This is a genomic window from Sporolactobacillus caesalpiniae (genome assembly GCF_040513385.1).
Classification (GTDB): domain Bacteria; phylum Bacillota; class Bacilli; order Bacillales; family Sporolactobacillaceae; genus Sporolactobacillus.
Genome location: NZ_JBEVCB010000006.1, coordinates 1 through 13,760, shown reverse-complemented (window position 1 = coordinate 13,760; position 13,760 = coordinate 1). Strand labels below are relative to the sequence as shown.

Here is a 13,760-nt window from a genome sequence, read left to right as displayed (position 1 = left end):
TAGTGTATCCCTTTCCAAGTTATCGATCATTTTTTCGGTTTGCATTTCAGAATAAATGATATAATAGACAAAATCGTAATTGAGAGGGACCTGATTCATGAATAAGAATTTAGAATCTTTAAAGAATAATGTCGGAACTGTACTCACCGGCAAGGATAAAATGGTTGAATTCATTTTTATCGCGATGATCTGCGAAGGCCACCTGCTCATGGAGGATGTTCCAGGTACCGGTAAAACAATGATGGCCAAAATCATAGCCAAATCGATAAAAGGCAAGTTTCGACGCGTGCAATTCACGCCGGATCTGCTTCCCTCCGACATTACCGGCATCCGATTTTTCAATCCGAAAACGCAGAATTTCGAACTGAAGATGGGACCGGTGATGACCAATATTCTTCTTGCCGATGAAATTAATCGCGCGACACCGCGCGCACAATCAAGCCTGCTCGAAGTTATGGAAGAACGCCAAGTGACGATTGAAGGCGAAACGTTCGCCATTGACAAACCGTTTCTCGTTATCGCCACACAGAACCCGATTGAATCCCAAGGCACATTTGCGCTTCCTGAAGCGCAAATGGATCGTTTTTTTATGCAGATTTCCTCCGGTTATCCAGATTTCAATGAAGAAAAGGAAATGCTTCGTCTCCATCGAATGGGAAATCCCCTTGAAAAAATTGAAGCAGTCATTGAACAAGAAACGATTGCCCACTTGCAAGAGCAAGTCAAAGCGGTAAAAATGAGCGAACCGGTCGAAGACTATCTGCTTCATATCGTTCGCGCAACACGCGCACATGACTGGGTGGCAAACGGTGTCAGTCCTCGAGGTACGTTAGCATTCATGCGAGGAGCCCAAGCCAAAGCTTTGATCCATGGTCGCGACTACGTGGTTCCTGAAGACGTAAAAGCCATGGCAGCACCCATTCTCGCTCACCGGCTTGTGCTGTCAATGGAAGGGGAATTGCACGCCACTAAGGAACGCGTTATTAATGCCGTGCTTGAGCATATCGATGTACCTGTTGAGGCAGGAGCGTCGCAGAAATGAAAGGATATGCAACCGGGTGGCAAACGCGTAATCAGTCACTCTTTTATTTATTCGGCTTCATTGTCTTTTTCATTGGCTTCATCAGGAATACATTTTTACTGGCACTAACAGGGTTAGTTTTTATTGCACTCGCCTTTGTGTCAAAATGGTATTTAGTACATATGATTCGCTCCTTGTCTATTGAAAATACGGATCGCAGTTTGCGCTTGTCCATTGGTGATACAGGCGATTTGATCATCACTTTTGTCAATCCATCAAAGCTGCCCTTCTTTTCATTAAAAGGCCGCATCGTATCCGACCCGATTGTTTCCTTTTCAAACGAAAGCAGTCACGTAAATGAATCAGAGTATCAATTTACCCTTACGTTGCCCGCTCAGAAAAAGATCCTTGTGCATTGTCCGGTAAAAGCGCTTGAACGTGGAACCGCACGCATGCGTTCGTTTGAATTGACCTGCTCAGATCCGCTTCATGTAGTTACCTGTTCCCTTCATTTTAATGAATTGTTGAAAAGCAGGCTCATCGTTTTTCCGCAACCTGAAGTTGTAAACCATCTGAAACTTGTCGCGCCACAGAATTTAGGCAGTCTTCCATCCGCGCGTTCGCTTTTTCAGGACTATACAGCGCCCGCTGGAATTCGCGATTACGCAACTTCTGATCCATTTAAGCAGATACACTGGATGGCTAGCGCGCGGTTAGGGCGACTTCAGACGAAAACATTTGAACATGTCTCGCAACAAAGCTGGACATTCCTTTTTCTCAATGCGTCAAGCCACATGAGTCATAAACGCTCTGAGGATCTTGAAAAACGCATCTCTGCGGCAGCATGGTTAACGCAGGATGCGCGAAAGCGTCATATTGAATTCTCGCTTTACTGTAATACAAAAACGATTGGAAGAAAGCTATTGGGACTCGATCCTGAAGAAGGCGGTGATCACTTAAGGCAAACATGGGAAATGCTTGCCTTCTTGCAGAAATGGCAAATCAAGACACCGATCCCGCAGGCGATGCGAATTATCGATCGCAAACTGAATCAGACGCGCATCCTGATTATTGCAGCTCTTGATCAACCGGAGCTCGCGTCTCCATTTCTTTCTAAATGGCTAAGAGATGGTCATATTATATTTAAACTGCATGTATCCGATCAGGGATGTGCATTGGAACGGATTGAGAAAGGAGCGATCATGGTTGACTAAATCAAAAGAAATTGTGTCGCTCGCTCTCTACTTTAGTTGCGAGTGGCTGTTCTGCTTTCTCGTCCTCCTTCCGATAATGGCGGGGCAATGGGCGTTACTGATCCCTTTTATCGTGCTCGCGCTTATTCACTGTTCCATGCTTCTTCTATTGAGACAGATGAAACATTCAAGTCTTGCCAGTTTTCTCCTTGTCGCCGTAGTTACCGGTTTGCTTGCATTATTTATTCTTGACCTGAGTTTCTTTGCCAGCGCACTATTAACAGCCATGCTTACCTATTTTTCGCTTAGAAATGATGAAGGCAAAAGTGCCGATAAACTTTGGCGATTCGTTCTGGTATTCTCGAGCATTGTTGTTATCTACGCGCTGTTTGCGCGGATTAACCATCCGAACGCCCTTTTTCTATTGCTGCTTGCTGAGCTTGCGGCGGCAATTGCGTGGATTAGTTTGAACAATGGGTTGGGCAACCGATGGCTATCTATCCTATCGACTTCCTTCATAACTGTAGCGGCGATTTTAACCTTAGTCGCAGGCATGTTAAAACCACTTGTCGCGGCGGTTTACGATTTTCTTTTTTATCTTATCATCCGTCCAATTACGTACGGTATTTCAACTGTACTTTTTGGTTGGCTAAATGGTTTTTCTAATAAACAAACCGGCAGAAGAATTCAACAAGCACTTCAAGGATCAAACACAAGCAAGCATCCGAGTCAAGGCCTGCCTCCCGATGGTCATCCACTGGTTAATTTTGGATTGCTCTTTGGACTATTGATTGCTGTTGTATTAGTTTTCATCGTTTTCCGGCAACTGCGGCGGATTAAAATAAGTAAGCACACCGCGCCTGCCATGACTACTGAGTTCAAAACCCGAGAAAACCTCCTTTTTGCCGATAAGGATCGTAAACGAAGTGTCAATCGCTTTTTTCCGCCGAAGCATCCTGTCCGGCGTGCCATTTACAAGCTTCAAAAGCTGGCATCAAAGCATAAATGCGGACGCGGCGCATCGGAAACATTGTCGGATTGGTTGAAGAGATTGAACCTGAGCGACAAGGATGTGTTAATGACCGCTTATGAAAAAGTTCGTTATGGTGGAAAAGAGCTCACTGAATCGGAACTCAACGCATTTCTTAAAACAGCTAAAAAAGCGGAACAGCAATTAAACAAGCCTGAACATCAGGAAAATGATGTAAAGAGCAGTGAAACATGATAGGATGAAATCATAAACTCGAAGGGATGAACATCCAAATATGTGATTGACGCATTTCTCGCCAAATTCATAACTAATTGAATAGGAGTGAATGCGTCATGAAAAACAGAGGATTTCAGTACCTCTGGATCGGACAGTCCCTTGCGAATCTCGGTGATGTTTTTTATATTGTCGGGTTGATGACATTTCTTTACGGGTTGACCGAATCGGCCATGTACATGGCATTGGTACCATTCATCAGTACGGTAGCTCGCTTTTTGAGTGCTTTAATGGCGCCACTTGTGATGGAATGGATGGGGCTCAAACGGAGTCTCGTGATCTCTCAAGCCTGCAAGACCTTACTTTTACTGGGTTTCTTTGGTCTTACCTTTTATTCACTGGACTCTGCACGTGTACCGATCGTATTCTTAGTGGTTGTCTTGGTCAGTTTTCTTGATGGATGGGCGACACCGGCAAGAGGCGCACTTGTGCCTGTGCTTGTCCCGGAAAAAAAGTTGATTGCAAAAAACAGTTTTCTTGCACTGATGGATCAAAGTATGACCATGAGCGGCTGGGCGCTCGGTGGCCTTTTCGCAGCTAAATGGGGAAGCACTTCTCTGATTGCTGTCACACTCATCCTTTACTGCACAGCGTCACTGTGTATGGGATTGATCCGTTCCCCAAAGAAAGATCTTAGGAAAAAGAGTCAAGGCGGCCAATCAAAATGGTCACTTTTGAAAAACGGTTGGCGAACCGTCTGGCAAACACCGGTATTGCGTATCATCTTTCTTACCGAATCCTTATGGTCGTTTGCCGATGTCGTATGGATTGCCGCGATCATATACGTTTTTGTTGATCAAGCATTACATGTGGACGCTTCTTGGTGGGGGTATATTAACTTTATCTTTTTTGTTGGGTTAATTCTAACTAGTTTTTATGGTATGCGTTGGAGCGCACATCTAAAAAAACACTCGGCACCTTTCGTAACAGTCGGAACACTTTTAGGATGTATTGTCACATTTTTATTCGGCATGAATTCATTACCTTGGGCAGCGCTCGTCCTTACCCTATTCTATGGGATTGCGTTTCAATTCCAATCTGTTATTTTTCTTACCATTGAACAGAAAACAGTATCTCCAAATCACCTCGCAAACGTTTTCGCTGCACAAGACGCGATACAATCTATTCTGTTTGGTATCGGCAGTTTGCTGCTGGGCTATTTGGCCGATACGCTCGGCGTCCGTTCCGTGTTTTATATTTCTGCCGCATTGCTGTTTCTCGCTTTTCTAGTTCTGTTCACTTCGAGAAAACACATCGTCTTCAAAAAATAATTCGCATCTCAAAAACCATGATCTGTCCAAAAGATCATGGTTTTTTACTGGGAATCTATGCAAAAAAAAGAAGAGGCGCGCTCTTCTTCTCAATCCTCTTCCTTGTCATCTTCAGTTAGAAACTCTGAATCCAGACCGTCCAATTCTTTATCTAGATCATCATCATCATCTGCAGCTTCAATCAAACCATCGTCATCCACTTGGACTTTAACTTTAGTCTCTCCAATCACTTCAACAAGAAACTCGCGCTCTACCTGAGCGACCACTTTGTTGCCGTTTGGCGAAATTTTCGCTTCCAAACAATTTGGTTCCTGCAGTGCTCGGCAAGTAACATCTACCTGGTCCGAAACAACTTGTTTGTCACGAAGTGTCAGCGGTACACGATCGCGATAATTTACGGTCTCGCATACAACTTCAGTTCTTGTGTTGTTGTTATAGGAATACCAAGTGTTAATGTCATACGTTCCTTCGACGATAACCGCATCCTTATGATAGTTGGTTTTATATTTATGATTAATGACCCAGCATCCAAGGATGTTCGATGGTTTATGCGTCGGTGTAACTGTGTGTGCGGATTGGCTGAATTTTTTGCCTTTCCCGCAAATGGCCTTTGTGATAATTTCCCTATATGCATTCTCTGCCAAAAGTCCAAACCTCCTTTACCTTCTTCATCTTCATGTTATGCAGGGCAAATGACACGTGTGAAACAAAAAGAAGGCGTAAGCAACAAAAAAAACTCCTATATTAGGAGTTTATGATTGGAACAGGTTCGTGAGTCTTCTGAATTCATGGACGGATATCAGAACGGGTCTTGTCATCGGTAACACGTTGCGACACAAGTTTCGTAAGCAGCTGCAAAAAATCATTGACATCTTCTTGAGACTGCCTAAATTCCTGGACAACAGGAATCGCGTCAAGTTCTGCTTGCAGCTGATTAATCACCGCTTCATTTTGATGATACGCTTCTGTTTTCCCGAAATGCTGCAGATTCACAGATTCCTTCTGATAGTGTTTGATTTGCTCAATTAATCGCTGAACTTTTTTATTTGCGCTAATTTTCGTTTCAGCTTGCTTATAAAAACGAATCTGGTCCGATTCGGATAATCGTTCTGCTATTTTTTCTGCCTGAGCAAGAATTTCTTCCTTTGAATAGTACTGCGTCATTGATTGAAAACCTCTGCTTCCTGCAATTCACCATCAAGCGACCACTTTTTGGTGTTCGTCACTTTAACTTTGACCAATTGTCCGATCAGAGATTTTGGGCCGCGAAAATTGACGACTTTATTGGTACGTGTATGACCGGAAAGAACCTCGGCATTTTTGCGGCTCTCACCTTCTACTAACACTTCCACGATTTTATCTTGATACTTGGTATTACTCTTTGCCGATAATTCATCCATCAGTTTATTTAAACGCTGCAACCGTTCCTTCTTCACTTCCATCGGAACATTGTCTGTCATGCGCGCTGCAGGAGTGCCTGCTCTTGGTGAATAGATGAACGTAAAGCCACCGTCGAATTGACATTCTCGTACAAGGGACATCGTCTCTTCAAACTGTTCATCCGTTTCGTTAGGAAAGCCCACAATAATGTCGGTCGTAAACGAAGCATTGGGAACCGTATCTTTAATCTTGTGAAAAAGACTGAGGTAGCGTTCCCGAGTGTATCCGCGGCCCATAATCTTTAGGATTTCAGAGCTTCCTGACTGAACCGGAAGGTGGATGTGTTCGCAAAGGTTGCCGCCCTTACCTAAGACTTCAATCAGATGATCGTCAAAATCTTTCGGATGACTTGTCGTAAAGCGAACGCGCGGAATACCAATCGTACGCATTTCATCCATTAGATTTCCTAGTCCGTAATTTTCCATGTTAGGCAGATCCTTACCATAAGCATTAACGTTCTGCCCGAGAAGCGTAATCTCTTTGTATCCTTTGCGGGCAAGATCACGCACCTCCTGAATAATCTCTTTCGGGTGACGGCTTCGCTCCTTGCCTCGTGTATAGGGAACAATGCAGTAGGTGCAGAACTTATCACAACCGTACATGATATTGACCCAGGCCTGAAAATGCCCCCTGCGGGATTGCGGGAGATTCTCGACAATGTCTCCTTCTTTCGACCAAACTTCAACAACCATTTCTTTACCGAACAAAGCTTCCTTTAAAAGCTGTGGCAGGCGATGAATATTGTGCGTACCGAAAATCAGATCGACTTGCGGGTGTTTGGCAAGGATCTTGTTTATAACAACTTCCTCCTGAGCCATGCATCCGCAAACGCCAAGAATTAATCCGGGCTTTTCCAGTTTCAACATTTTCAATGTACCGATATGTCCGAACACCTTGTTTTCTGCATTTTCACGGATGGCGCACGTATTGAGCAAAATCACATCGGCATCGATCGGCTCAGATGTCTCCTGATAGCCCATTTCTTCTAAGATACCGGCCATGACTTCCGTATCATGTTCATTCATCTGACAACCATACGTTTCAATCAGATACTTTTTACCTTTACCAACATGCTGCATATCTTCCGGAATACTAAAATCATTTATAATTTGTACCGCCTCTCTGCGACGCCTGCGTGCGTCTTTCAGAGAGGGCGGCTGAAAGTACTTCGAAAAATCAACTTTGCTGATTGTTTTATCAGCCACAGAGCAACCTCTCCTTCAAATCTCATCCCTAAATTATAGCAAACTCATTGATGTTATGAAAGAATGATCCATTGTTGGATGATAAAATCCCAAGAACATGATCACAGATCCACTAAACGAGTCAATATTATTAAACGTTCGTTTAATATAACCGTATATACCGCTAATTTCTTATAGTAATTTGTGTATAACATAATCAACATTTTGAAAAATGAATCGGAATTTATGCTATGATTTTGCAAATTAAACAAAGAATCATTTATCTTTAACATGGGGGCATTTAAGTCAAATGAATTTACTAAAACAAAATAGGAATTTTCGCTTCTTGTTCTCGGCACGCATGATCACGAATGTTGGTGACAGCATTTATTTTATTGCCGCAATGTGGCTTGTCTACCAGATGAGCGGATCATCATTCTACTCCGGACTCGCCGGCTTTCTTATCATGGTTCCACGAGCTTTGCAATTCGTCATTGGTCCAATTATCGACCGTTATTCAATCAAGCGATTAATTGTAGTCACTCAACTCGTTCAGGCTCTTCTTCTGATCACGATTCCTGCAGCTGCTTGGTTTAACATCCTCACCGTTCCACTCATTCTTACCGTCATGCCCATAGTATCGTTTTTTAATCAGTTTTCTTTCCCGGCAGAGAGCGCGCTTATTCCACACATATTAAATAAAGAACAGCGTGTTCAAGGTAATGGTTTAATGACGCTTGCCTATCAGGGAACCGAAGCAGTATTTCAGGCAATTGGCGGTGTCTTGGTTACGGTAATCGGAGCGATTTCACTGTTTAGTGCCGATATTGTTTCATTTTTAATTGCTATCGTGCTTTTCTCAATGCTCAAATTGCCTCAGGTTAATCAAACCCATACAAATCTATCTATTAAAGCGCAATGTACACGTTATTTCTCTGATTTGCGCGAAGGCTTCCATAGTGTTATTCATTCGTTAATAGGAAAAATGATGGTGGGTTCATTGATGACTAATTTTGCACTCGGTGCGTTGGTCGCGGTACTGCCGGCCTACTCAGACCAATTAGGCGGATCAAGCATGTATGGGTTGATGATGGCCGGAATGGCTATTGGTACATTAATCGGTGCGCTAATGGCGCGTAATTTTCAACGTAAGCCTATTGGCAAAATGCTTATGACCGGTTATTTTATTGGATTTCTTTTCTGGGTTGCGGCAGCAGTTGCACCATTTCCCGTTCTTACAGTCGTTTTATTTTCAGCAAGTTTGATTTTTCCCGGATGCAATAACGTCCTCAATTTTACACTCATTCAGAATGTGGTGCCACGAACCATGCTTGCTCGCGCCATGTCACTTGTGGCAAGTCTCGCAACCTGTATCATGCCGCTCGGATCGCTTGTCGGTGGTGCTCTTAGCTCTGTGTTCGGACCGAATATCATATTCATTGCCACAAGTTGCGGGTTTCTATTCTATGCCGTCTATGTTCTGCTCATGCCCGTACTGCGCACCTTGCCCTCTGCGGGTACCGTAAGACCGGAAAACTATGGATTCCAACAAGAAACAGAAACGATGAATGAACATGTTTGAAAAATGAAAGGTTTCAAAAACTGTGCATAGACATGATACGGCTGCATCTATTTATGTAATAAATGACTTCAATTATAAAACAGTAAAAAGAGCATTGCCTTTTGCAGGCTATGCTCTTTTTACTGTTTATTCATTCAATAGTTGTTCACCGATATGGCGAATGATATGGCTTCTCGTCACCAAGCCGATCACATGCCGCTCATCGTCAATAACCGGGATCCGTTTGATATGATCGTGAGAAAGCAGCTTCAAAACAGCATCTAATTCTTTATCCTTCTCTACTGTCCGCAAATTCTTTTTCTTCATCAAATCTCTCACTTGCCTAGTCAACAGATCTTTCAGTTTTTCTTTTGATAGATCAACACGGATCGCTGAAATCAGCGAATATAGATCATAAATGGTTTGTTGTTTCGGAGAAATCTCTCTTAATAGATCTCCGTCACTGATATAGCCGACAAGCTGATTTTGATCATTCACAACCGGAGCGCCACCAATCTTGTGATCAATCATGGTTTCAATCAATGTCTTGACCGTGTCGCTCTCGCGGACGGTCACAACATCTTTTAGCATCAATTGTTCAACAATCATAGAGATGCACCTCCTCGGAATCCTACAATCATGCCGTTCTCTCTTTAGTATACCATGATCATGTAACCGCTTATATAGTAAATTTACTGATCGGATTCATCTTTCTTCTTTCCGTTACCTCTGCCTGATTTTTTTAATGCATTACGCAGCAGAAATTCGATTTGCCCATTAACACTTCGAAACTCATCATCCGCCCATCTTTGAAGTTGGTCATAGACTTCCGGATCAATTCTGAGTAAAAAACTTTTTTTCTTTGCCATAATAGTACCTCTTTAATAGAATCTGTTCAAAAAGGAGGACAAAAAGAGCCGAGGTCAGGCAAATCGCCACGTCCTGTGGCATGCCTGACACTAGCTCGTCCTGAGCGTCGAAGATCAAGGAAGCGCAGTTTCGAGCATCAGAGCGTACTTTCACAGGATGTGATGACTTCAACGTTGTGCACAGGACGTGCACAACGTTGAAGTTCCCCTGCTGATACGTGAGGAGCGGAGAAACAAGCTGACACAGAACTTCCGCAGGATGCGGTGACTTCTGCGTTTTGCACAGGACGTGCATGCTGTTAGCAGAAGATCCTCATTGCCTTTTTCCCGGACTTTTTGAACACCCTCTAATAGAGGCTTCCTGTATTAATTACCGGTTGCATTCTCCACATTAGGTTGGCGAATGTATCCAGCGTCTCTCGTGTCCCAAAACAGGCATAGTCATCTTATCCAAGAATATAGTAATTTATGGGCGATCCTCATAAGGAGATGACAAGCGGAAATGGATGTATTAAAAGTTTCAGCAAGATCTGTACCTAACTCTGTTGCCGGTGCCCTTGCACATGCAATGAGGGAACAAAAAAAAGCAGAAATACAGGCGATCGGAGCAGGAGCGATCAATCAAGCGGTCAAAGCTGTTGCCATCGCCAGAGGCTTTGTCGCGCCAAGTGGCCTTGATCTAATTTGCATCCCGGCATTTACAGATATTACGATCGATGGCGAGGAGAGAACCGCAATAAAACTCATTGTTGAGCCGCGATGAGCTTTTGGCGATGCAAGAGCGTTTTTCCATACAAAAAGACATAAAAATGACAACAGTCATACTTTATGCCTTATAACAAACACGCATTAATGCGTAGCCTATTCATTATTGCCTCGCCTCAACCCGTGAGGCTTTTTTTGTCCTTAAAACCAATGTCAATCAAAGAACAAATGATCATCATTAATTAAAATACGATTGATCTTTGTCGCCTTACCTGTTTTTTCATCAATTTGAATGAGCACAGCACCAAGCTGACCCGGGCCATCCTCACTGTCGAAACGAACAGGCATGGAGGTCAGAAACCGTTTCGTCACGGATGCTCTTTGCACGCCGATAATCCCATTGTATGGGCCAGTCATACCGACGTCTGTGAGATAAGCAGTGCCTCGCGGAAGGATTCGTTCATCCGCAGTTGGCACATGTGTGTGTGTGCCAATGACCGCTGAAACACTGCCATCCAGGTACCAGCCTAATGCCAGTTTTTCACTTGTCGTTTCCGCATGTACATCAACAAAAATAATCGGCGTCTTTTGCCTTGCTTCATCGACAAGCTGACTCACGACACGAAACGGGTCATCAAGCGCTGGCAAGAACACACGCCCCTGTATGTTAATCACAGCTACCTGCGTATTGTGCGGCAGGGTAATATAGCGGATGCCTGTGCCCGGTGTACCTTCAGGAAAATTTGCAGGTCGAACAAGCTGTTTCGCATCTTCAATAAATTCAAAGATTTCACGATTATCCCAAGTATGATTTCCCATGGTGAGCATATCTGCTCCGGCTTCTAATAATTGCCTGTAGATTTTCCTGGTCAATCCTTTGCCATGTGCCGCATTCTCTGCGTTCACTATGGTTATCGTAGGCTGATACTTACTTTTCACTTTAGGCAAATAATCTTCAATCATTTGCCTTCCGGTACGTCCGTAAACGTCACCGACAAATAAAATTTTCATTGTACACGCTCTTTTCTAGTGCTTTTACCTCCGGGTATTAGAAGAAGCTGTCCCAAAAGGTTCATCACATTAAACTTATACTGTACCCCGATTATTCGCAAACAACTAGTTCGCCCCGCAAGAGTTTCGTATCTGCACGTTTGGGGTTCATAACTATACTTTTCTTGTCGTACAAAAAGGGTGTCTCAAAGTAAAAAACGAACCTTTGAAACACCCTTCTTTTTTATTTTGCGTACTCTACAGCTCGAGTTTCACGAATTACCGTTACTTTGATATTTCCCGGATAATCCAGTTCGTTCTCAATTTTCTTGGTAATTTCGCGGGCAAGCTGGAACGATTTTGCATCGTCTACGAGATCTGGTTGAACGATGATTCGAATTTCTCGTCCGGCTTGAATCGCATAGGATTTCTCGACACCTTCGAAAGATTCCGAGATCTCTTCCAATTTCTCCAAACGATGAATATACGTTTCAAGCGTTTCACGTCTCGCTCCCGGTCTAGCGGCAGATAATGCGTCTGCTGCTGCAACGAGAACCGAGATGACAGAAGTTGCGTCCGTATCTCCATGGTGTGAAGCGATACTGTTAATAACAACGGGATGTTCTTTGTACTTCGTTGCCAATTCAACACCAATTTCAACATGACTGCCTTCAACTTCATGGTCAATCGCCTTACCGATGTCATGCAGCAATCCGGCTCTTCTCGCCAGGTTTTCATCTTCACCCAGCTCGGCTGCCATCATACCTGACAAGAAAGCGACTTCCATAGAATGCTTTAACACATTCTGGCCGTAGCTTGTTCTGAAGTGGAGTCGTCCCAATATCTTGATCAGATCCGGATGCAGGCTATGAATCCCCACCTCAAAGGTGGTTTGTTCGCCATAGTCTCGAATCTTCTCGTCAACCTCATGGCGCGATTTTTCAACCATCTCTTCAATACGAGCCGGATGAATACGTCCGTCTTGAACAAGTTTTTCGAGAGCAATACGCGCAACCTCGCGCCTGATCGGATCAAATCCTGACAGAATAACCGCTTCCGGTGTATCATCGATGATTAGATCAATTCCGGTGAGCGTTTCAAGCGTTCGGATGTTCCGACCTTCACGTCCGATTATCCGTCCCTTCATCTCGTCATTCGGCAAATTAACAACAGAGACTGTGGTCTCAGTCACATGATCGGCAGCGCAACGCTGAATCGCAAGTGAAAGGATACTTTTCGCTTTCTTTTCCGCTTCTTCTTTCGCCTTTGCTTCGATATCCTTTGCGATCTGAGCAGCCTCGTGAATGGTTTCCTGCTTCACCTGGTTCAGGATCAATTCCTTCGCCTCATCATTGGTTAATCCGGAAATCCGTTCAAGTTCCGACTGCTGTTTTCGCAGCGATTCCTCCACTTTGCTTTCCATCTCTTCAATTTGTCTTCGTTTCTTGCTAAGAGTTTCCTCCCTTTTTTCCAAAGAACTTTCTTTATTATCAAGAGATTCACTTTTTCGATCGAGCAGATCCTCTTTCTGCAACAGACGATTCTCCTGCCTCTGGAGTTCGTTACGCCGTTCACGCGCTTCATTTTCCGTTTGGTTCCTAAGCGTATGAATTTCGTCCTTCGCTTCCAACAGCGTTTCCTTTTTCAAGGCTTCCGCATCCCGGTGGGCATCTTCAACAATTTGATGTGCCGCAGCTTCCGCAGAAGTTATTTTCGCCTCAGCAAATTTCTTTCGAATGTAATAGCCAACAAACAGACAAACTACAGAGATCAGTAGCGCAATGGAGATGATCACAACAGTAATAAATGTCATCATTTCACCTCCTTGCTTTTCCATATCGTCACCAGTAAAACAGATGCTTTTTACTTTTGAATGATGCTTAACAAAGAAACGATAGGTAAGAAGGGCATTTCGACTTGATATCCCTATTGCTCGTAAAAAACGAGTTGCTTGAAAGGAACATGGTAGCTTTAGTTACTCTCTTAATCGTCCTTTTAAGCATTTTCATGCGCAAAGTTTACATAATCAGGCAATCAATAACTTTGTAGTTACAAGTTCATTGTATAATTGCCTATTTGGGTTGTCAACCTTGTGCCATTGGATTGAAAGAATGTAAACTGATCTGCCAATTATTCTATACAGATTGTTGTGACCTTGCTGACCAATTGCATGATATGATCAAGCACGTGATGACAGTATTAAGAAAAACCGGGCAAAGAGCGACCGGTCTTTAATCTCCAGCCATGTGTGATGGTTTTGTA

The 13,760-nt window shown here is 43.5% G+C and carries 13 protein-coding genes; 6 read left to right on the top strand and 7 right to left on the bottom strand.

Annotation, left to right across the window (positions count from 1 at the left end; translation table 11 throughout):
• Positions 1–97: 97 nt before the first annotated feature.
• From ABWW58_RS12460 to ABWW58_RS12445, 4 genes are all read left to right on the top strand, one after another.
• On the top strand, positions 98–1,042 hold the full coding sequence (locus ABWW58_RS12460; protein ID WP_353869441.1) for an AAA family ATPase: 945 nt from the start codon (positions 98–100) through the stop codon (positions 1,040–1,042).
• Entirely contained in the window at positions 1,039–2,235 is a 1,197-nt protein-coding gene (locus ABWW58_RS12455; RefSeq protein ID WP_093669422.1) for a DUF58 domain-containing protein, read from the top strand. Before ABWW58_RS12460 ends, ABWW58_RS12455 begins: the two co-directional genes overlap by 4 nt.
• Positions 2,228–3,439, top strand: coding sequence for a hypothetical protein (locus ABWW58_RS12450; RefSeq protein ID WP_353869440.1), 1,212 nt, complete (start codon positions 2,228–2,230; stop codon positions 3,437–3,439). Before ABWW58_RS12455 ends, ABWW58_RS12450 begins: the two co-directional genes overlap by 8 nt.
• A 98-nt stretch (positions 3,440–3,537) precedes the next feature.
• A complete protein-coding gene (locus ABWW58_RS12445; RefSeq protein WP_353869439.1) occupies positions 3,538–4,749 on the top strand; it encodes an MFS transporter in 1,212 nt (403 codons plus the stop codon).
• Between the two features lie 89 nt (positions 4,750–4,838).
• Here the strand turns inward: ABWW58_RS12445 and cotE are convergent, their stop codons facing one another.
• The 3 genes from cotE to miaB all read right to left on the bottom strand — a co-directional run bounded on the left by cotE (position 4,839) and on the right by miaB (position 7,394).
• Positions 4,839–5,393 (bottom strand): outer spore coat protein CotE, encoded by a 555-nt coding sequence (gene cotE, locus ABWW58_RS12440; RefSeq protein WP_093669428.1) that lies wholly within the window; start codon positions 5,391–5,393, stop codon positions 4,839–4,841.
• A gap of 142 nt (positions 5,394–5,535) precedes the next feature.
• Positions 5,536–5,913: a YlbF/YmcA family competence regulator gene (locus ABWW58_RS12435; RefSeq protein WP_093669430.1), complete on the bottom strand. Its 378-nt coding sequence runs from the start codon at positions 5,911–5,913 to the stop codon at positions 5,536–5,538.
• Positions 5,910–7,394, bottom strand: a complete 1,485-nt coding sequence (gene miaB, locus ABWW58_RS12430) for a tRNA (N6-isopentenyl adenosine(37)-C2)-methylthiotransferase MiaB (protein WP_353869438.1) — start codon at positions 7,392–7,394, stop codon at positions 5,910–5,912. The genes ABWW58_RS12435 and miaB overlap by 4 nt, the downstream gene beginning before the upstream one ends.
• A 289-nt stretch (positions 7,395–7,683) precedes the next feature.
• Here miaB and ABWW58_RS12425 point away from each other — a divergent pair, with 289 nt between their 5' ends.
• Positions 7,684–8,955 (top strand): MFS transporter, encoded by a 1,272-nt coding sequence (locus ABWW58_RS12425; RefSeq protein ID WP_093669434.1) that lies wholly within the window; start codon positions 7,684–7,686, stop codon positions 8,953–8,955.
• Between the two features lie 126 nt (positions 8,956–9,081).
• Here ABWW58_RS12425 and ABWW58_RS12420 read toward each other — a convergent pair whose 3' ends face one another.
• A complete protein-coding gene (locus tag ABWW58_RS12420; protein ID WP_093669436.1) occupies positions 9,082–9,543 on the bottom strand; it encodes a CBS domain-containing protein in 462 nt (153 codons plus the stop codon).
• Between the two features lie 83 nt (positions 9,544–9,626).
• Positions 9,627–9,803: a type II toxin-antitoxin system antitoxin gene (locus tag ABWW58_RS12415; protein ID WP_093669438.1), complete on the bottom strand. Its 177-nt coding sequence runs from the start codon at positions 9,801–9,803 to the stop codon at positions 9,627–9,629.
• Between the two features lie 502 nt (positions 9,804–10,305).
• On the opposite strand from ABWW58_RS12415, the gene ABWW58_RS12410 reads away from it, so the two are divergent.
• Positions 10,306–10,566, top strand: coding sequence for a stage V sporulation protein S (locus ABWW58_RS12410; protein ID WP_093669440.1), 261 nt, complete (start codon positions 10,306–10,308; stop codon positions 10,564–10,566).
• Positions 10,567–10,721: 155 nt separating this feature from the next.
• On the opposite strand, the gene ABWW58_RS12405 is transcribed toward ABWW58_RS12410, so the two are convergent.
• Both ABWW58_RS12405 and rny read right to left on the bottom strand, forming a co-directional pair.
• On the bottom strand, positions 10,722–11,519 hold the full coding sequence (locus ABWW58_RS12405) for a TIGR00282 family metallophosphoesterase (protein WP_093669442.1): 798 nt from the start codon (positions 11,517–11,519) through the stop codon (positions 10,722–10,724).
• A 223-nt stretch (positions 11,520–11,742) separates the two neighbouring features.
• Positions 11,743–13,311, bottom strand: coding sequence for a ribonuclease Y (gene rny, locus ABWW58_RS12400; protein WP_425441031.1), 1,569 nt, complete (start codon positions 13,309–13,311; stop codon positions 11,743–11,745).
• Between the last annotated feature and the right edge of the window lie 449 nt (positions 13,312–13,760).